This window comes from Hydrogenophaga sp., from assembly GCF_051860785.1.
In the GTDB taxonomy this organism is placed as follows: domain Bacteria; phylum Pseudomonadota; class Gammaproteobacteria; order Burkholderiales; family Burkholderiaceae_C; genus Hydrogenophaga.
Window position 1 is genome coordinate 1 of record NZ_JBIMLB010000028.1, and the last position, 18653, is coordinate 18653.

Below are 18653 nucleotides of genomic sequence, written 5' to 3' on the forward strand. Positions count from 1 at the left end.
CGCTTGAATGAACAGACTGCGGTAGATGGTCTCGTGTGACACGTGATGGCTCTCGTCGCGCGGATAAGTATGCTTGAGCCAGCCTGCGATTTGTTCTGGTGACCAGAGCATGCGCAGCTTGTCGGCCACGGTGCGAGCCAAGGCGCGGTTCTCACTGAGCTTGCAGCGCTTTGGGCGCCGCGCTCGATCCCAAGCCGCTGCATCGGCCTGGTTGGCACGGTAGCCTTCACCGCCTCCATTGCGCTTGATCTCCCGGCTGATCGTTGATGGTGCTCGCCCGAGCCGCGCAGCAGTTGATCGAATCGATTCACCTGCCACCATCGCCCGCGAGATCTCCTCGCGTTCGGCCAAGGTCAACGCATCCGATGCGCGCGACCGCTGTGCCGGCAGGAAGCCGCCTGTCTCCGCGAGTATTCGATGAATCGACGTGTGGGGTCGATCAAAGAGCTTTCCGATCTCATGCAACGTCCAGCCTTGCTTCCAGCGCGCCCACATCAGCGCTTTCTGGCTATCTGAATAGTAGATCCGTGGTCGCCGTTTCATCTGCAACACTCCTTCCGCCTGCGCGGTGGTTAGTGTGTTGCATCGACCGGTTGAATCCGCCGCCGATAGCCGCCATCGTACAGCGCCAAAACCCATAGGACGCGCGCTCACTCGCCCGTCTGCCCACGGACGCGGTGTGCCCTGCGGAGCGGCATAAAGGAGGAGGCGGCTCCAGCCGCCGGGGGACAGCCGCGGAGCAGGGCACGCCGCGTCTGTGGGCCAGCGATGCACCACACACGAAACGCAGCGCACGTCAAACCAGCCCGAGCACCACGCCGGCAAAAACTGTGAAGCCCAGCCAGTGGTTCAGCCGGAAAGCCTTGAAGCAGCCTTCGCGCGTGCGGTCCTTGATGAGCTGGAAGTGCCACACCACCTGGGCGAGCGCCACGACCAGCATGGGGGCCCACACCCAGAGATTCACCCGCGTCCACAGGGCCACCGTCCAGACCGTCAGGAACACCAGGTAGAAGGCGGTCACGGCCGGCACGTCGTACCGACCCAACGTGATGGCCGAGGTCTTCATGCCGACGCGGATGTCGTCGTCGCGATCGACCATCGCGTACTCGGTGTCGTAGGCCAGCACCCAGAAGAGGTTGCCCGCCAGCAGCACCCAGGCCAGCACTGGCACCTGCGCCTGCACGGCTGCAAACGCCATCGGCACGCCGAAGCTGAAGGCCACGCCCAGCACCGCCTGTGGCATGGAAACAAAGCGTTTGGCGTAGGGGTAGATGAGCGCGATGGCCAACGCCGCGAACGACAGCTTCACCGTGAACGCATTGGTGGTGAGCACCAGCCCGAAGGCGGCCAGCGCCAGCACCGCGCCCACCACCAGCGCCTCGCGCGGGGAGACCCGACCCGAGGTCACCGGGCGCTGCGCCGTGCGCTTGACGTGTCTGTCGAACTCCCGGTCGGCCACGTCGTTCGTGCAGCAGCCGGCGCTGCGCATGAGGATGGTGCCGAGCACGAACACCGTCAGCAGATGCCAGCCGGGGAACCCATCGGCCGCAATCCACAGCGCCGACAGCGAAGGCCAGAGCAGCAGCAACCAGCCCGCCGGGCGGTTCCAGCGGATCAGGTCGAGGTAAAGCGCGAGCTTATTCTTCAAGCAGGGAACGCAGCATCCAGGCGGTCTGCTCGTGCACCGTGAGGCGCTGCGTCAGCAGGTCGGCGGTGGGCTCGTCGCCGGCCTTGTCGGCCAGGGGGAACAGGCCACGCGCGGTGCGCGCCACGGCTTCATGACCCTGCACGAGGATGCGCACCATCTCCAGCGCCTTGGGCGAGATGGCAGGTGCATCGGGCACCGAGGCCAGCTTGCCGAACTGGGCATAGGAGCCCGGTGCGGGATGGCCCAGCGAGCGGATGCGTTCGGCAATCGGGTCCACCGCGCCCCAGAGTTCGGTGTACTGGGTCATGAACATCGCGTGCAGCGTGTTGAACATGGGGCCCGTCACGTTCCAGTGGAAGTTGTGCGTGGTCAGGTACAGCGTGTAGGTGTCGGCCAGCAGGTGCGACAGGCCCTTGGCAATGGCGGCGCGGTCCTTTTCGCCGATGCCGATGTTGATGGCGGGCGCTGAGGGAGATTTGGCAGGTGATTTGGCCATGAGGAACTCCTGGAGAAGTCGGAAGGAAACGGTGCAAGTTTACGCAGCGCTTCACGAAAGGCGTTTGACGCCGGGCAATTCGCACGCATAAATGGCGTTGCGCAATTCCGCGATGGCCTCGTAGCGCGTGAAGCTCCTGCGCCAGGCCAGCACCACGCGGCGCGTGGGCGGGTCGCCCTTGAACGGCAGGTAACGCACGTAGGAAGAGTCGCCGAAGTCCGCACCCGGCCGGGCGGTACCGTCCAGCGCCGACGCGGGCACCGACAGGCGCGGCACCAGCGTCACGCCCATGCCGGAGGCCACCATGTGCTTGATGGTCTCCAGCGAAGAGCCTTCGAAGCTCTTGCGAATGCCCTCGGTGTCGTTGGAGAAGCGCGCGAATTCGGGGCAGACCTCGAGCACGTGGTCGCGGAAGCAATGACCCGTGCCCAGCAGCAGCATGGTTTCCCGCTTGAGCTCTTCATTGGTGATGTGCCCCTGTTTCGCCAGCGGGTGGGTGTGCGGCACCGCCGCCAGGAACGGCTCGTCGTAGAGCGGCGCAATGGCCAGGTTGGTGTCGGGAAACGGCTCGGCCAGGATGGCGCAGTCGATCTCGCCCAGGCGCAGTTGCTCCAGCAGCTTGACGGTGAAGTTCTCCTGCAGCATCAGCGGCATCTGCGGCGTGCGGTCAATGACGTGGCGGACCAGGTCGGGCAGCAGGTAGGGCCCGATGGTGTAGATCACGCCCAGCCGCAGCGGCCCGGCCAGCGGGTCCTTGCCGCGCTTGGCGATTTCCTTGATGGAGGCGGCCTGCTCCAGCACCGTCTGCGCCTGGCGAACGATTTCCTCGCCCAGCGGCGTCACGCTGATCTCGGTGGCATTGCGCTCGAAGATCTTGAGCTCCAGCTCCTCTTCCAGCTTCTTGATCGCCACCGAGAGCGTGGGCTGGGACACGAAACAGGCCTCGGCCGCCTTGCCGAAGTGCCGCTCGCGCGCCACCGCCACGATGTATTTGAGTTCGGTGAGCGTCATGGGGGTATTCTGCACCCGCTCCCTGCGCCCTTCGAAGTGGGGCCGATACCTAGGCGCAGTGAGCGGTTCGCCCCGGATGGCGGCTCAGCCCGGCATGCACCGACCGGCGTGTCGATGCCACCTGATTGGGCACGGCCATCTCACTGGCAACCTGGGCATCGCCCGCCAGGTACCTGTCGGCCTGTTGTTGCGTCCATCCCACGTACTTGGGTGGCACGCCCATGGCCAGCAGGGCCGATGCGGATCTTGAAAAACCGTCACGCACGCTGGTGAACAAGAGGGCTTGCGCGTCGGCACTGCGAGGATCCAGCCGGCCCATCCGCCGCAGGCTGTCGATCTGCCGGATTCTGACCTCGTCGCGGGCCAGTGCTGAGATGTCTTCGGTCATGCGCCCTCCTCCAAGTGACGGAAAAGTCACTTTGCCACGGGGGCTGCGGCTTCGCGTGCGGGAGCACGAGCGCGCGCCACAGCGGCATCAGAACTGCCTTTCTGCAAACGAAGCGGCCGGCACGGATCAGGCCTTGAGGAACTCGGCCTTGCCACCCAGCCAGCGCGCGATGTGCTTTTCGGCCAGGCCGGAATGGCGTGCGAGCATCTGCGGTGCCGCCTGACGGGCCCATTCGAGCAGGTGGGTGTCGGTGGCCAGATCGGCAAAACGCAGCAGCGGCGCACCGGACTGACGAGCGCCCAGGAACTCACCCGGGCCTCGGATCTCCAGATCGCGGCGAGCGATCTCGAACCCATCGCTGGTTTCCACCATGGCCTTGAGACGTTCGCGCGCGGTCTCGCCCAGGCGCCCGCCGTCGGGTGGCGTGTAGAGCAGCACGCAGGCCGAGGCCGCCGCGCCGCGCCCCACACGGCCACGCAACTGGTGCAACTGGCTCAGGCCGAAGCGCTCGGCGTGTTCGATCACCATCAACGAGGCGTTGGGCACGTCCACGCCGACCTCGATCACGGTGGTGGACACCAGCACACCCATCTGTCCAGCGGTGAAGAGCGACATCACCGCCTTTTTCTCGGCCACCGGCATGCGCGAGTGCAGAAGACCGACCAGCACGCCGGGCAAGGCTTCGCTCAGTTCGGCGTGCGTGGCCGTGGCATTGGAGAGATCCAGAGCCTCGCTCTCTTCGATCAGTGGGCACACCCAGTACACCTGCCGGCCTTGCTCCAGTTGGCTGCGGATGCGCTCGATCACCTCGGCGCGTCGGCTGTCGGCCACCACCTTGGTGACGATGGGTGTGCGCCCGGGCGGCAGCTCGTCGATGGTGGAGACGTCGAGGTCTGCGTAGTAGCTCATCGCCAGCGTGCGCGGGATCGGGGTGGCCGTCATCATCAGAAGATGCGGCTCCTGCAGAGGGCCATCGGCACCCTGCCCCATCTTCCCCCGCAGCGCCAGCCGCTGCGCCACGCCGAAGCGGTGCTGCTCGTCGATGATGGCCAGCCCCAGGCGGTGGAACTGCACCTGCTCCTGGATGACGGCATGGGTGCCCACCACCAGCGCGGCTTCGCCGCTGGCCACCAGGGCCAGCATCTCGCCGCGCTGTTTCTTCTTCTGGCTGCCGGTGAGCCAGGCCACGCGCTTGCCCAGTGGGGCCAGCAAGGGCTCCAGCCAGCCGATGAGCTTGGTGAAGTGCTGCTGCGCCAGGATCTCGGTGGGCGCCATCAGCGCACACTGCCAGCCGGCGTCGATGGCAACGGCGGCCGAGAGTGCAGCCACCACGGTCTTGCCGGAACCCACGTCACCCTGCAGCAGGCGGTGCATGGGCACCTGGCGTGTCAGGTCGCGCGCGATCTCTTCCACCACGCGGCGCTGGGCACCGGTCAGGCTGAAGGGCAGCACGGCCAGCAATTGCTCATGCAGCCCACCGATACGGGCATCGAGGGTCGGCGCGCGCAATTGGGCTCGCTCCTGTTTGGCGGTGTGCTGCGAGAGCTGCTGGGCCAGCAACTCTTCGGCCTTGAGGCGCTGCCAGGCCGGGTGGCTGCGGTCTTCCAGCGCATCGAGCGACACGTCCGGCCCTGGGTGGTGCAGGTAGCGCAGCGATTCGCGCAGATCCCAGGGCGTGCGCACCACGCGCTGCAGCTCTTTCAACAACTCCGAGGGCAGCGTCTCGCTCAGATCGGCACGGTTCAGGCCGCTGGCCACGGCCTTGCGCAGGTAGGCCTGCGGCAACTGCGCGCTGGTGGGGTAGACCGGTGTGAGTGCGTCGGGCAGTTCGCCGCCTGCCTGATGGAAGGCGGGATGCACCATGGTCCAGCCCAGAAAGCCGCCGCGCAACTCGCCGCGCACCCGCACGCGCTGGCCCACCGACAGCGCCTTCTGGTGCGTGGGGTAGAACGTGAAGAAGCGCAGGGTGCAGGTGTCGCTGCCGTCGTCCAGTGTCACCAGCAACTGGCGTCGTGGCCGGCTGCTGATCTCGCTGCGCGTGACCGTGCCCTCGATCTGCGCCAGTTGCCCGTCGCGCGCATCGCGCAGCCGCACGATGCGGGTCTCGTCTTCGTAGCGCAGCGGCAGGTGCAGGGCCAGGTCGATGTCGCGCACCAGCCCGAGCTTGCGCAAGGCCTTCTGCGGGGCAGACAGGGGCTTGCGTTCGGGGGTGGCTTCGGGCATGGGACAATTCTGCCCGGTTCCATTCCCCTCCCGATCCACTTGGCACGGGCCTTGTACGGCCCTCAAGCAGCATGAACGCTCCGCATCCCGCCGCCGCACGCGAATTCAGCGTCGCCGATTTCGACTTCCAGCTCCCGCCCGAGCTCATCGCCCAGCACCCCGCGCCCGAGCGCAGCGCCTCGCGCCTGCTCGATGGCACCGGCAACCCGCCGGTGGACCGCGTCTTCCGCGAGCTGCCCGACCTGCTGAACCCGGGCGACCTGCTGGTGTTCAACGACACGCAGGTCGTCAAGGCGCGCCTTTTCGGCCAGAAAGCCACGGGCGGCCAGGTGGAGATGCTGATCGAGCGCGTGCTGCTGCCACTGGAGGCCAGCGACGGCTCTGCCCATGAGGTGGTGGCCCACCTGCGCGTGAGCAAGAAGCCGCTGCCCGGTGGCCGGTTGCACATGGCGGGCGGCTTGAAGGGTGGGGGTTTCGACGCCGTGTTTCTCGGCCGCTGGCCCGATGCACAAGGCCAGCTGTTCCGCTTCCGGCTGCACGGACCGGCGGACGAAACACCCTATGAGTTGATGGCGCGCCACGGCCACGTGCCGCTGCCGCCGTACATCGAACACGCCGATGACGCCGACGACGAGCGCCGTTACCAGACCGTGTTTGCCCGCGTGCCCGGTGCGGTGGCTGCGCCCACCGCCGCACTGCATTTCGACGACGCCCTGCTCGGCGCGCTGGAGGCGCGCGGCGTGCAGCGCGCCAGCGTCACGCTGCACGTGGGCGCAGGCACCTTCGCGCCCATGAAGGTCGAGCGCATCGCCGACCACGTGATGCACCATGAACGCTACGCCATCCCGCCCGCCACGCTGCAAGCCATTGCCGACTGCCGCGCGCGCGGCGGCCGCGTGGTGGCCGTGGGCACCACCACCGTGCGCACGCTGGAGAGCTGGGCACGCTCGGGGCAAACGCAGGGCGACACCAACATCTTCATCACGCCCGGCTTCGACTTCCGCGTGGTGGACCGGCTGGTCACCAATTTCCACCTGCCCCAGTCCACGCTGATGATGCTGGTCAGCGCCTTCGCCGGCTTCGATGCCATTCGCGCGCTGTATGCCCACGCCATCGCGCAGCGCTACCGCTTCTTCAGCTATGGCGACGCCATGCTGTTGCAACGCGCCTGAGCATCACGATGCGCCTCGCTGCCATCGCCCTGCTGAGTCTGCTGCTCTCGCGCGCTTCACTGGCGGCGGACCCTCTCTACGCGCCACAGGCCGCCTGCGCGGGCCATCCCGGCATCGCGCTGAAGGTGCCCGAAGGCTGGTGCGCGGGGCTGGTGGCCGATGCGCGCGATGGGCTGCGCATGCCCAGGCGCATCCTGGCCGTGGCACCCGACCGCTTGTGGATCGTGGACATGGGCAACTGGGAGCCTCGCCGAGGCCGCCTGCTGGAGCTGCGCACCGACATCACGCGCGGCCAGCCGGGGCGCATTCGGGTGCTGGCCACCGGGCTCGACCGCCCACACGGTCTCGCCAGAGGTCCCGACGGACGCATCTACATCGGTGAAGCTGCCACGGTGTGGCGCACTCCCGTGGGCGAGACCGTGCAGCGGCAGGACGTGATCACCGGCCTTCCCTCGGGCGGCGCCCATCCGTTGAAGGAACTGGCCTTCCTACCCGATGGCCGGCTGCTGATCAACCTGGGTTCGGAAACCGACGCCTGCCGCGATGCGGCGCAACAGCAGCCGATCCCCTGCCCCGAGTCCACCGGCCCGCAGCCGCGCGCAGCGGTGTACGTCGCGAGCTTCGGCGGCCCCGACCTCAAGCTGGAAAGCCTGCGGCCCCTGGCCACGGGTCTGCGCAACTCGCTCGGCCTGGCCAGCACACAGGCGCAGGACGGCACGCTGCGTCTGTGGCAGGCCGAGAACTCGGTTGATTACACGGATGCCACCCTGCCAGCCGAAGAACTCAACGAACTGAAGGACGGTGCGTCCTACGGTTGGCCGTATTGCGTGAGCGATGCGAAAGGCCGCGCGGTTCCCGCGCGCGGCTACGAAGGGCGCGTGCGCTGCAGATCCCACACACCGGCTCACGCGGCGTGGCCAGCGCACGTCGCACCGCTGCAACTGCTCACGGCACCTCCCACCATTGCCGACGGCCCCTTCGCCGGCCGCCTTCTGGCCGTGTGGCACGGCTACCGCACCGGCGGTCACCGCATCGTGGCCTGGCAACTCGACGAAGAAGGCCGCCCCGCGGGCACGCGCGAAGACCTCGTGAGCGGCTGGCATGCGCAGGCTGGCGTGCGGCCTCTGGGTACGCCAGCGGGCGCCGCCTTCGATGAGGAAGGCCGCCTGTGGATCGTCGAAGACCGCAACCGCAGCGTGATCGTCATCGCGCGCCGACCCTGAACCTGCTCACCCAACGAGTCACACCATGCTCCAGTTCGAACTGCTCAAGACCGAAGGCCACGCGCGCCGTGGCCGCCTCACGCTCAACCACGGCGTGGTGCAGACCCCCATCTTCATGCCCGTGGGCACCTACGGCACCGTCAAGGGCGTGATGCCCGCCAGTCTGGAAGACATGGGCGCACAGATCATCCTGGGCAACACCTTCCACCTGTGGATGCGGCCGGGCCGTGACGTCATGGCCAGCTTCGGCGGGCTGCACGCCTTCGAGCAGTGGCACAAGCCCATCCTCACCGACTCGGGCGGCTTCCAGGTGTGGTCGCTGGGCGCCATGCGCAAGATCACCGAAAACGGCGTGACGTTCGCATCACCCGTGAACGGCGACAAGCTGTTCATGTCGCCTGAAGTGAGCATGCAGATCCAGACCGGCCTGAACAGCGACATCGTGATGCAGCTCGACGAGTGCACCCCGTACGAGACCAACGGCCACATCACCACGGAGGCCGAGGCGCGCAAGAGCATGGAAATGAGTCTGCGCTGGGCGAAGCGCTCGCAAGACGAGTTCGCGCGGCTCGAGAACCCCAACGCCCTCTTCGGCATCGTGCAGGGCGGCATGTTTGAACACCTGCGGCAGGAATCGCTGGACGCGCTGGTGGACATGGATTTCCCCGGCTACGCCATTGGCGGCGTGAGCGTGGGCGAACCCAAGGACCAGATGCTGCAGATCATGGCGCACACGCCGCACCGCCTGCCCGCGCACAAGCCGCGCTACCTCATGGGCGTGGGCACACCCGAAGACCTGGTGCAGGGTGTGGCCGACGGCGTGGACATGTTCGACTGCGTGATGCCCACGCGCAACGCGCGCAACGGCACGCTGTTCACCCGCTTCGGCGACCTGAAGATCCGCAACGCCCGCCACAAGACCGACCACCAGCCGCTTGACCCCACCTGCACCTGCCACGCCTGCGCCGGCCGCAGCGGTGTGAGCTGGAACGACGGCGGGCGCGAGGGCTTCAGCCGCGCCTACCTGCACCACCTGGACCGCTGTGGCGAAATGCTCGGCCCGATGTTGTGCACCATCCACAACCTGCACTACTACCTGAACCTCATGCGCGAGGTGCGCGAGGCGCTGGACGCCGGACATTTCGAGGCCTTCCGCGCCCGGTTCAGGACCGACCGCGCACGCGGCGTCTGAGCGGCAGCGGGCGCAGCCGGACGGCGCCGGGTGCACCGGCCGAATCCACTACATTGGTGGCTTCCAAAACCCGTGAGGAGGCATTCATGCAGAAGAACATCCACAAGCCCACTGGCGCCTTCGTCGCCGCCGCCTGGGCCGCCATGCTGGTCGGTGCCATCACTTACCTGTCGGGGCTGTGGAATGCCCAGATGCAACTCAATGAGAAGGGCTACTACTTCACGCTGCTGATGTATGGGCTGTTCTCCGCCGTATCGCTGCAGAAATCCGTGCGCGACCGGCTCGAGGGCATTCCCGTCACAGGCATCTACTACGGTCTTTGCTGGCTGTCGCTGGGGCTGGCCGTGCTGCTCTTGACCGTGGGCCTGTGGAACGCCACCCTTGCCAACAGTGAGAAAGGCTTCTACGCCATGGCGTTCCTGCTGTCGCTGTTCGGCTCGGTCACGGTGCAGAAGAACATCCGCGACGCGGCCCAGTTCAAACCCCTGGCCGAGCCGGACGACGACATCTCCACCGTGCGCTGACCCATCCCAGGCCCCTGCGGCCATACGAAGCCAGGACAGCGTGACGCAGCGCACCGTTCCCGCACACATCCTGCCCATCCTGGTCCTGGCCCAGCTGCTGGGTACCTCGCTGTGGTTCGCGGTGAATGCCGTCATGCCCGACCTTCAGCGCGAACTGGGCTGGTCCACGTCCTCGGTCGGCACGCTCACGTCTTCGCTGCAGTTCGGTTTCATCGTCGGCACGCTGGTGTTCGCGCTGCTGGCACTGGCCGACCGTTTCCCGCCGCGCCTGGTGTTTCTGATCTGCTCGCTCGCGGGCGCGGCCTGCACGGTGGGGGCCTGGTGGACGGTGCGCGATTTCACCGCGCTGCTGGCCTGGCGTTTTGCCACCGGCTTCTTCCTGGCTGGCATCTACCCCGTCGGCATGAAGATCGCGGCGCAGTGGTATTCGCGCGGCCTGGGGGGCGCGCTGGGCTTGCTCATCGGCGCGCTGGTGCTGGGTTCGGCCAGCGCGCACGCGCTGCGCGCGATCAGCGGTGCTCTGCCCTGGCCCACGCTGATGCTGGGGGTGGCTGCGCTCGCCGCCACCGGTGGGCTTCTGCTGTATTTCGGCACCACCGACCCGCCGGGCGCGCAGCCGCGCGTGACCACGCTGCAGTGGCGCGCACTGGCCACGCTGTGGACCGACGCGCGCGTGCGCAGCTCGGTGCTGGGCTATTTCGGGCACATGTGGGAGCTCTACACCATGTGGGTGATGGTGCCACTGGTGCTGGCCACGCGGCTGCAGGGCACGGCGCTGTCGTGGGCGGCGTTCCTCGTGCTCGGGGCGGGCGTGATCGGCTGCGCCGGTGGCGGATGGATGGCGCAACGCTGGGGCAGCGCGCGCGTGGCCGGCAGCCAGCTCGCCGTCAGCGGCGCCTGCTGTCTCGCTTCGCCCCTGCTGATCGACGCACCTGCGCTGGCGTTCTACAGCTGGCTGGTGCTCTGGGGCATCACCGTCTCGGGCGATTCGCCGCAGTTCTCCACGCTCACCGCGCGCAACGCGCCACCGCAAGCCGTGGGCAGCGTGCTCACGCTGACCAACAGCATTGGCTTCGCGATCTCCATCGTCAGCATCCTCCTGTTCGTCTCGCTGGCCGAGCGCATGGCGCTGAGCGCATTGCTGCCCTGGCTGGCCATCGGCCCCGCCCTGGGGCTGTGGGCGTTGCGCCCTTTATGGCGCGAGGAAACCGCTCACCCTTGATGCCCCTCACAGAGCGAGATGATGAGCGACCTTCTTCAGCAGAAGGTCTCGGTTGAAGGGCTTGGCCACGAAGCCCACGGCGCCGGCCTTGCGGCTCTCCACAATCACCTTTCGTTCGGTCTGGCCAGTGAGCATGATCACCGGAATGTCCCCACTGAACTGACCGCTCTTGAGCTCGCGCGTGAGCAAGATGCCGTTGGAGTCCGGCAACAGGAAATCCATGAGGATCAGGTCTGGCCGGTTCGTGGTCAGAAAGAGCTGCGCGTCCGCCGCAGTTCCAACCGCCTCGACATCGTACTGAGCGCTGGTGAGCACCTGTTTGAGCAAACGGCGCATGAACACATCGTCATCCACCACCAGAAGCTGCGGGCGGCTCAGCCTGGCACGGTGCACCATGGCCCTGGTGGCCTTCAGCGGCTCGGCCAGTTCACTCGTGATGGTGTCCACCCAGTCCTGCACGGGTTGAGCCGCCTGGACCACATCCTCCAGCGTCGGAATCAGGGTCTCGCGCTGCAGATTGCCAAAGGCCTGCTCCACACGGGAGGCGTCGCGCACGGTGAGTGCATTGTCCAGGCCGTTGGCCAGGATGCGCTCTGACAGGCCACCCATTGCACGGCTCATCGATGCCTGGGCCAGGCGTGCCGTGGTCTGGGCGTGCTGGACGTGCACCCGCCCCAGTTTGACCTGCTGAGCAAGCTGCTCCTCCAGAGCCTCGGCACGGCGGGCCAGGCTGGCCAGCTCGGACAGCGGCTCGAGCGCCTGTTTCTGCTCCAGGGCGCACAGCGCCAGATGTGCCGACATGGCCAGTCGCTTGGCGTCGTGCACCAGGGGCCAGAACAGCACGTAATCGTCGAAAACCTCCTGCATGCAAAGCTCGAATCCGCGCCGCACGCTTTCCTTGTCACACAGCAGCAGCGTACGGTGCGCCAGCGACTGAATCACCTCACTGCGCCGGTACAGGCCGAGGTAAAAGCGTTCGCTCGCCTCCAGCAACTTGAAGGCCAGCACCAGCAGTTGAGGTTTGAGCGCGTCGAACGCCGAGTCCCAGCTCTTCGGATCGGTGGTCGCCTGCACATGCGGGTAACGATCTCGCAGCATGTCGCAGACCTGCTCTGCGTCCATGGCGTTGTCGCCCACCACCAGGATGCGGGCTTCTCGGTGCTTCATGATCAGGTCCTCGTGATTCGCGCGACTTCACCTGCGGCCTTTCAACGCCGCGATCCCTCGTGATCGGACAGGCGGGTCAGGGCATGTGCCAGCGCCTCCTCCAACCGGACCATGAGGCCGTGCAGTTCTCCAGAGCTGGAACGAGGGCGGGCGTGCTCGATGCGGTTGCAACAGTCTGCCAACGCCATGGCACCGATCAGGCGACAGGACGAAGAGAGGCGGTGAGCGAGACCGGACAAGGTGGCCGTGTCGCCATTGCGGGCGGCGCGACGCATCTCGTCGACGGTGTTGAGAGCGGAGACCACGAAACGCTGACGGAAATCGGCCAGCAGTTCAGCGTCGTCGCCGATGAGCCGCTCCAGTGCCTGGTCGTCATAGTCGCATCGACCGAGATCGACATCGAGCACCTCGAGGTCTTCACAATCCACCGGAGCGGACAAAGCCGGCGCCTGGAGATCCTCCACCGGCCACCATTGCCTGATGACTTCGCCCAACTGCTCGGCCCGAACCGGCTTGCTTAGGTAGTCGTCCATGCCGGCGGCTCGACAGCGTTCGACCTCGCCGTGCAAGGCATTGGCCGACAATGCCACGATCGGCAGGCGCGCCCCACTGGCTTCCTCTGCGCGAATCGTGCTCGCGAGCGTGTAGCCATCGATGCCTGGCATGTGCAGATCCGTGAGCAGCAAGGCGTGTCGCTGCGTGGCCCGACCGGCGCGCCACAACGCCAGTGCTTCGATTCCGTCGCTGACCATCTCCGCCTCGAATCCCAGCAGCCTGAGCTGATGTCCGATCACCTTCTGGTTGACGGTGTTGTCTTCGGCCACCAACACGAGTGGTCCTCCGGAACGGGCAAAGCGTGGTCTGGTGCTCGTGGTCATGGCGAGGTTTTCGTCGGCCGGCCGTTGAGGGGGGAGCGCAGGTTCGAATGGCAATGTCACGGTGAAGGTGGAACCCTTGCCCGCTTCGCTGTCGACCTCGATCCATCCGCCCATCAGTGCGGTCAGCCGCTTGCAGATCGACAGCCCCAGCCCCGTACCGCCAAAACGCCGTGTGGTGGTGCTTTCAGCCTGCACAAAGGGTTGAAAGATGCGCTGAAGCACTTCAGCGCTCATGCCGATCCCGTTGTCGATCACGATCAACTGAAGGTGCCTGGGCAAGTCCGGTCCGCACGCCTGCACGCGGAGCAGCACCTGCCCTGCCCGACCTACGCCGGTCGAGAACTTGATGGCGTTGGCGATCAGGTTGTTGAGGATCTGCCGCAACCGCGTTGCGTCACCGAGCATCCAGTCTGGCAAGTCCGGTGCGACGTCCACCAGCAGCCCAACTCCATGGCTGGTGGCCGTGGGACGCAGGGCATTGCACACGCTGTCGGAGAGCCGCACCAGCGAGACCGCTTCGTTCTGCAGTCGAAGCTGGCCAGCTTCGATCTTTGAGAAGTCCAGGATGTCATCGATGATGGTCAGCAGGCCCAGCGCCGATTCGCAGACGGTGTCGATCAGGTCACGCTGATAGGCCGTGAGCTCGGAGTGCTGCAGCAAGTCGAGGCTGCCCACCACGCCATTCATGGGCGTGCGAATCTCGTGGCTCATGGTGGCAAGAAACGCACTCTTGGCCTCGCTGGCCGCCTCGGCCGCCTGGCGCGCTTCCACCAGTGCCGCAGTGCGCTGCCCCACCAGATGCTCCAGGTGGAGCTGATGACGCTCGAGTTCTTCGATCAGGCGCCGCTTCTCGGTCACATCCAGCATCAAGGCCAGGTACTGCGTCACGTTCCCCAGAGCATCTCGAATGGGCGTGATCGTCGCGTCCACCACGTACTCCACGCCGTCCTTGCGACGATTGAACAGCAGGCCACGCCAGGGACTGCCCGCGGTGAGCTGCCGCCACATCTGGACAACGGTCTCATGCGGTGTTTTCCCCGCCTGCAACATGCGAGGGTTCTGCCCCAGCAACTCCTGCATGGCGTAACCCGAGCTCGTCAGCACCGCCGCGTTGACGTACTCGATGTTGCCCTGCAGGTCGGTGATGACGATGCTCTGCACGCTTTGCTCGACCGCCATGGAGAGCAGCCGCAGCTCCTGTTCCTGCGCGTGCCGCGCTGTGATGTCGCGCATGACCACCACGAAACGCGACTGGCCGACCACTCGAATACTGACCTCCGCGATGAAGCTGCTGCCATCGCTGCGCAAAACCTGCCATTCAGCCAGTTGCTCGCCTCCCTTGAGTGCCCGCAACGCAGCGCGGGTGATCCGGCGGTGTTCAGATGCCGGCAACAGATCGCGCAGGTGCATCTGCTGGAGTTCGTCGACGCCGTAACCGAGCATGCGCCCGGTTGAGGGGTTCGCCTCGATCACGCGGTGGTGGTGGTCGACGACCAGGATGCCGTCACCCATCTGGTCAAACAGATGGCGGTGCTCGGCACTGGCCCTCTGGGCCTGTCGATTGGCCAGCTGCGTCTGCAGCCAGTGTTCGGCCGCACGTGCCAGGTCTCTCAACGTCTGGTGCTGCACGTCGGACAGTTCGCGCGGAACGTGGTCGATCGCGCACAGCGTGCCCATGGAATGACCTTCCACCGACAGCGGCACGCCTGCGTAGAAGACCACATGGGGATCGCCAGTCACCAGCGGGTTGTCGGCGAATCGTGCGTCCAGCCGCGCATCGACCACTTCCAACACATCGGCCTGCAAGATGGCATGGGCACAAAACGCCAGTTCGCGAGGCGTCTGCTGCACGTCCAGACCCAAACGCGCCTTGAACCACTGGCGTCTGTCATCGATCAGACTCACCAGCGAGATGGGGCACCCGGTGAGATGGGCGGCGGCCCGCACGATGCCATCGAGCACGGGATCGGCTGGTGTGTCGAGAACGCCCAAGGAGTCGAGGATGTCCAGACGCCGGGCTTCGCCGGGAGTCAGGGGAGCGGATTGCATGACGTTGAATCGGTGGGTTGGGACAGGACGGGCACGCCGACCACGTCTGCGCTGGACTGTAAAAAGGACGCTGGTCGCGGTCTGTGGGGAGTTCTCGACGCGGCCCGTGGGTCGATCGTGTCGTCGGTCCGTCTGCGCATGCCATGGCGCCAGACGATGCAGGAGTGCGCCCCGAGTCAGGCGTCCCCAGCGTCGATCAAGCCGGTACGGATGGCAAATCGAACGAGGGCGGGCACGTCGGGGGTGGCCAGCTTGGTCATGATGCGACTGCGGTACGAGTCCACCGTCTTGGGGGACAGGTGCAGCGCGCGTCCGATCTCGGTGCTGGACTGCCCCTGAACCACCATCAACACGATCTGGCGCTCGCGAACCGAGAGCGTTCCCAGGGCATCGTCGCCCGGCGAGGTGAACCCCTGCACCGCCAGGTCCGCCACATCGGGCCCCAGGAAACGCCGACCTTCGCTGACCGCATCGATCGCTTGCAGCAGTTGGGAGGCGGGCGAGCCCTTGAGCACATAACCAGCCGCACCCAACCTCAGCGCTTCGGCCACGTTGCGCGGCTGGGCCGACATCGTCAGCACGATCGTGCGCGCCTCTGGCGTCCGACGCTGCAGCTCTGCCAGCAGCTCAAAGCCCGAGCGCTGGCCGAGGTGCAGATCGAGCAGCACCACCACCGGGCCCAGTTCACGCAACTGGGCCAGCGCTTGCGTCGGATCGGCCGACTCGCCCACCACTTGGTGACCGGCAGCGTGCAGCAGCGACCGCAGACCATCGCGCATCAGCGTGTGGTCGTCTATCAGGTATAGATTGCTCATGGCCCTGGCGGCGCCCAGCTCAGGCTGACGCGAGTGCCCCCACCCGGTTCTGCAGCGATGGTGCAGCGTCCGCCCATGGAAATGGCACGTTCCCGCATGCCCACGATGCCCAGATGGCCTGCACGGCCATGCTGCATGTCCGGTGCAATGCCGTCACCGTCGTCGACGATATCCACATGGAGCCGGTGCGCATCACCTTCCATCAACACCCGGATGAGCGACGCATCGGCATGAAGACGGGCATTGGTGATGGCCTCGCGCACCACCATGAAGGCGCTGTACTCCACGTCGGATGGCCAACGCTGCCGGAGCAGGCCATCGGCAACCTCCAGCAGCACATCGGAACCCGACGCAGACAGCGCCACGCGGATTTCGTTGTCCAGCGCAGCAGCCAGGCCCTGTTCCTCGAGGAGTGGGGGGCGCAGATCGGCCAGCACGTTGCGCACATCCTGCACCGCCTGCGCCATCACGCCCGAGAGCTGCTGGCACTGCTCGGCCAGCACCGGCGGCAAGGTTGCTCCCGCTGTGATCAGCAGGGATTCAAGGTTCAAACGGGCCACCGCCAGAGACTGGCCGAGGTTGTCATGCAACGCCTGGGCCAGGCGCTGGGTGGTGCTCCTCTCCTGCAGCATCAGCCGCTGGTTGAGCTCAGAGAGTTCAAACTCGTGCGTCAGCAGGGCTGCCTGTGCGGCACGGCGATCGGTGATGTCGCGCAGCACAGCGATGTAGCGCCTCTCGTCGAGCGCACGCGTGCTCACCTCCACCGGAACAACACTTCCATCTCGACGGAGGATGTTCCATTCGCTCAGCAGCACCGCGTCGGGCGACTCCGTCTTCAGGGTGTCGAATGAAATGGCCGGTTGCGGGCCTGCCAGCAGGGCCTGGAGCGGCGTGCCGATCAGGCTGTCGCCTGTGTCGCCAAGCATCTTCAGGGCTTCCGGATTGGCATCCAGGATGCAGTTGCAGGCGTCGATCAGCAACACACCATCGGCCAGTTGGTCGAAAAGCTTGCGCCGGTAGGACTCGGATTCGCGCAGCGCGGTTTCAGCCCTCTTGCGCAGGGTGATGTCGATCGTCGTTCCTGCCATGTAGACGGCCCGTCCGGCGTCGTTCCACTCGGCCTGTCCGCGTATCTGCATCCATCGCCATTCGCCCATCGCATCGCAGAAGCGGATTTCGACGTCAAACGGCTCTCGGTTCCCGAGATGGCGCCGCACGGCATCCTGGTGGTGAACCTGGTCCTCGGGATGAATTCTGGCCCTCAGGTGGCGGCTGCAATAGTCCGAGAACGACAGCGGGTCCTCATCGAGCTGCAACCAGAAATCGTCGCTGAAGTTGAGCCGGTCGCTGGTCAGATCCCAGTCCCAGACCTGACCGCTGGCAGCGGCCAGGCGGTAGCGTTGCTCGCTGCGTCGCAAACTCGCTTCGCTGGCGCGCAAGGCCTGTTCACTCTCGACCAGATCGGTGACATCCAGCGCAATGCCTTGCACATAGGGAGGGCTCCCGTCGGAGGGATCGATCCGGCATGAGCGGTCACGGAAATGTCGCCAATGGCCCTGCGCATCGCGCAATCGATACTCGATCTGATGGTCAACGCCATCCACGTATTCATCCGACAGCGCCGCCACGGCACGTTCGCAATCGTCGGGATGCAGCGCCTTGGTCCAGGCCAGGGGATCGGCCAACCATTCGCTGGCGGAGTAGCCGAGGATGCGGATGGACGGGCTGACGTACAGCGAGCGATAGGGCGGTTCCAGTGACGCTCGGTAGATCATCGCTGGAGTCTGCTCGGTCAGCAGTCGAAAATCCCTCTCGCGATCGAGCACCAGGCGTTCGAACAGTTTGCGTTCCGTGATGTCGTTGCAGAAGATGGAGATCCCCTCCGGGGAAGGAAATACACGCCCTTCAAACCACTTGTTCCAGGGCGCATAGAACGCCTCGAAGACTTCCGACTGCTGTGTTCGCAGCGCCCTGTCGTACGGGCGGTGAAAGTCCCGCGCATGTTCCAGCTCGTACTCGTCCCAGATGTATCGACCGATCAGTTGTTCGGCCCGGTCGCGCTGAAGCAGGCGCAAGGCAGGCTCATTCAGGTAGGTGAACCGCAGTTCCTTGTCGAGCGCGAAAATCGCGTCGTCCACCCGATGGATCACATGGTCGAGCAATTCGCGGGCGGCACCTGTCTCCCGCCTCGCCTGCTCCACCTCGCGCTGCAGCGCCGCATGAGCCGTCGTTTCGTTCGCCACCACCAGGCGCGACGCCCGGCCCTCCCAGCGCACCAGGCTGGTTGTGACGTCGACATCGATCACGTCGCCATTCTTCAACCGGTGCCGGCAACGCGTTGTCGCGCCCGGATCGAGCTCCCCGTACTGGATATCCCTTTCGTTGAGCCGCAGAAACTCCTCCAGGGCATATCCGTAACGCGCGACTGCCGCCGCGTTGGCGGCAAGAATGCATCCGTTGCTCTGCTCGGTCACCCACATCGGCTGCGGATGGGCATCGAAAAGGAGTCGCCAGCCCTGGTCACCATCCAGGGACGCTATCGGGTTTTCTGCATGTCCCGATTCCTGGTGGGGTGGGCAATCCTGCGGCACTGGCATGGCGGTATTGTGCTCCCGCCAAGTGCATAGAAGCGAAACGCATGCAGG

At 66.0% G+C, this 18653-nt stretch carries 15 protein-coding genes; 5 read left to right on the plus strand and 10 right to left on the minus strand.

All coding sequences use genetic code 11. The features are described 5' to 3' along the window. From ACTIF6_RS24365 to recG, 6 genes are all read right to left on the minus strand, one after another. Window positions 1-543: transposase (locus ACTIF6_RS24365; RefSeq protein ID WP_439590341.1), on the minus strand; the 543-nt coding region annotated here is incomplete at its 3' end. Between the two features lie 253 nt (window positions 544-796). Beyond that, window positions 797-1648, minus strand: a complete 852-nt coding sequence (gene ubiA / locus ACTIF6_RS24370) for a 4-hydroxybenzoate octaprenyltransferase (RefSeq protein ID WP_439590342.1) — start codon at window positions 1646-1648, stop codon at window positions 797-799. Further along, window positions 1638-2144 (minus strand): Dps family protein, encoded by a 507-nt coding sequence (locus tag ACTIF6_RS24375; RefSeq protein ID WP_439590343.1) that lies wholly within the window; start codon window positions 2142-2144, stop codon window positions 1638-1640. The genes ubiA and ACTIF6_RS24375 overlap by 11 nt, the downstream gene beginning before the upstream one ends. Window positions 2145-2195: 51 nt before the next feature. Further along, on the minus strand, window positions 2196-3155 hold the full coding sequence (locus tag ACTIF6_RS24380) for a hydrogen peroxide-inducible genes activator (RefSeq protein ID WP_439590344.1): 960 nt from the start codon (window positions 3153-3155) through the stop codon (window positions 2196-2198). Between the two features lie 49 nt (window positions 3156-3204). Next, on the minus strand, window positions 3205-3543 hold the full coding sequence (locus tag ACTIF6_RS24385; protein ID WP_439590345.1) for a hypothetical protein: 339 nt from the start codon (window positions 3541-3543) through the stop codon (window positions 3205-3207). Window positions 3544-3669: 126 nt separating this feature from the next. Continuing rightward, window positions 3670-5766: an ATP-dependent DNA helicase RecG gene (recG, locus tag ACTIF6_RS24390; protein ID WP_439590346.1), complete on the minus strand. Its 2097-nt coding sequence runs from the start codon at window positions 5764-5766 to the stop codon at window positions 3670-3672. 71 nt (window positions 5767-5837) lie between these two features. Between recG and queA the strand changes: the two genes are divergently transcribed. From queA to ACTIF6_RS24415, 5 genes are all read left to right on the plus strand, one after another. After that, window positions 5838-6938 carry a tRNA preQ1(34) S-adenosylmethionine ribosyltransferase-isomerase QueA gene (queA, locus tag ACTIF6_RS24395; RefSeq protein ID WP_439590347.1) on the plus strand — a complete coding sequence of 367 codons (1101 nt, stop codon included), beginning with the start codon at window positions 5838-5840 and terminating at the stop codon, window positions 6936-6938. Window positions 6939-6946: 8 nt separating this feature from the next. Further along, the gene (locus ACTIF6_RS24400; protein WP_439590348.1) at window positions 6947-8161 is read left to right on the plus strand and encodes a PQQ-dependent sugar dehydrogenase; all 1215 of its coding nucleotides are present in this window, start codon (window positions 6947-6949) and stop codon (window positions 8159-8161) included. A 25-nt stretch (window positions 8162-8186) separates the two neighbouring features. Then, window positions 8187-9353, plus strand: coding sequence for a tRNA guanosine(34) transglycosylase Tgt (gene tgt, locus ACTIF6_RS24405; RefSeq protein WP_439590349.1), 1167 nt, complete (start codon window positions 8187-8189; stop codon window positions 9351-9353). An 86-nt stretch (window positions 9354-9439) separates the two neighbouring features. Further along, entirely contained in the window at window positions 9440-9877 is a 438-nt protein-coding gene (yiaA, locus tag ACTIF6_RS24410; protein ID WP_439590350.1) for an inner membrane protein YiaA, read from the plus strand. A gap of 40 nt (window positions 9878-9917) precedes the next feature. Next, on the plus strand, window positions 9918-11099 hold the full coding sequence (locus ACTIF6_RS24415) for an MFS transporter (protein ID WP_439590351.1): 1182 nt from the start codon (window positions 9918-9920) through the stop codon (window positions 11097-11099). 6 nt (window positions 11100-11105) lie between these two features. Here ACTIF6_RS24415 and ACTIF6_RS24420 read toward each other — a convergent pair whose 3' ends face one another. The 4 genes from ACTIF6_RS24420 to ACTIF6_RS24435 all read right to left on the minus strand — a co-directional run bounded on the left by ACTIF6_RS24420 (window position 11106) and on the right by ACTIF6_RS24435 (window position 18605). Continuing rightward, window positions 11106-12266, minus strand: a complete 1161-nt coding sequence (locus ACTIF6_RS24420) for a response regulator (protein WP_439590352.1) — start codon at window positions 12264-12266, stop codon at window positions 11106-11108. 41 nt (window positions 12267-12307) lie between these two features. Further along, entirely contained in the window at window positions 12308-15193 is a 2886-nt protein-coding gene (locus tag ACTIF6_RS24425; protein ID WP_439590353.1) for a PAS domain S-box protein, read from the minus strand. A gap of 176 nt (window positions 15194-15369) precedes the next feature. Then, window positions 15370-16008 carry a response regulator gene (locus ACTIF6_RS24430; protein ID WP_439590354.1) on the minus strand — a complete coding sequence of 213 codons (639 nt, stop codon included), beginning with the start codon at window positions 16006-16008 and terminating at the stop codon, window positions 15370-15372. After that, on the minus strand, window positions 16005-18605 hold the full coding sequence (locus ACTIF6_RS24435; RefSeq protein ID WP_439590355.1) for a PAS domain-containing sensor histidine kinase: 2601 nt from the start codon (window positions 18603-18605) through the stop codon (window positions 16005-16007). Before ACTIF6_RS24435 ends, ACTIF6_RS24430 begins: the two co-directional genes overlap by 4 nt. Window positions 18606-18653 lie beyond the last annotated feature (48 nt).

Excerpts from the sequence above, each read along its gene's own strand:
- ACTIF6_RS24430 (WP_439590354.1), bottom strand. The coding sequence starts at position 16,008 with ATGAGCAATCTATACCTGATAGACGACCACACGCTGATGCGCGATGGT.
- ACTIF6_RS24435 (WP_439590355.1), bottom strand. The coding sequence starts at position 18,605 with ATGCCAGTGCCGCAGGATTGCCCACCCCACCAGGAATCGGGACATGCA.
- yiaA (WP_439590350.1), top strand. The coding sequence starts at position 9,440 with ATGCAGAAGAACATCCACAAGCCCACTGGCGCCTTCGTCGCCGCCGCC.
- ACTIF6_RS24400 (WP_439590348.1), top strand. The coding sequence starts at position 6,947 with ATGCGCCTCGCTGCCATCGCCCTGCTGAGTCTGCTGCTCTCGCGCGCT.
- queA (WP_439590347.1), top strand. The coding sequence starts at position 5,838 with ATGAACGCTCCGCATCCCGCCGCCGCACGCGAATTCAGCGTCGCCGAT.
- ACTIF6_RS24425 (WP_439590353.1), bottom strand. The coding sequence starts at position 15,193 with ATGCAATCCGCTCCCCTGACTCCCGGCGAAGCCCGGCGTCTGGACATC.
- ACTIF6_RS24380 (WP_439590344.1), bottom strand. The coding sequence starts at position 3,155 with ATGACGCTCACCGAACTCAAATACATCGTGGCGGTGGCGCGCGAGCGG.
- ACTIF6_RS24375 (WP_439590343.1), bottom strand. The coding sequence starts at position 2,144 with ATGGCCAAATCACCTGCCAAATCTCCCTCAGCGCCCGCCATCAACATC.
- tgt (WP_439590349.1), top strand. The coding sequence starts at position 8,187 with ATGCTCCAGTTCGAACTGCTCAAGACCGAAGGCCACGCGCGCCGTGGC.
- ACTIF6_RS24420 (WP_439590352.1), bottom strand. The coding sequence starts at position 12,266 with ATGAAGCACCGAGAAGCCCGCATCCTGGTGGTGGGCGACAACGCCATG.
- recG (WP_439590346.1), bottom strand. The coding sequence starts at position 5,766 with ATGCCCGAAGCCACCCCCGAACGCAAGCCCCTGTCTGCCCCGCAGAAG.
- ACTIF6_RS24385 (WP_439590345.1), bottom strand. The coding sequence starts at position 3,543 with ATGACCGAAGACATCTCAGCACTGGCCCGCGACGAGGTCAGAATCCGG.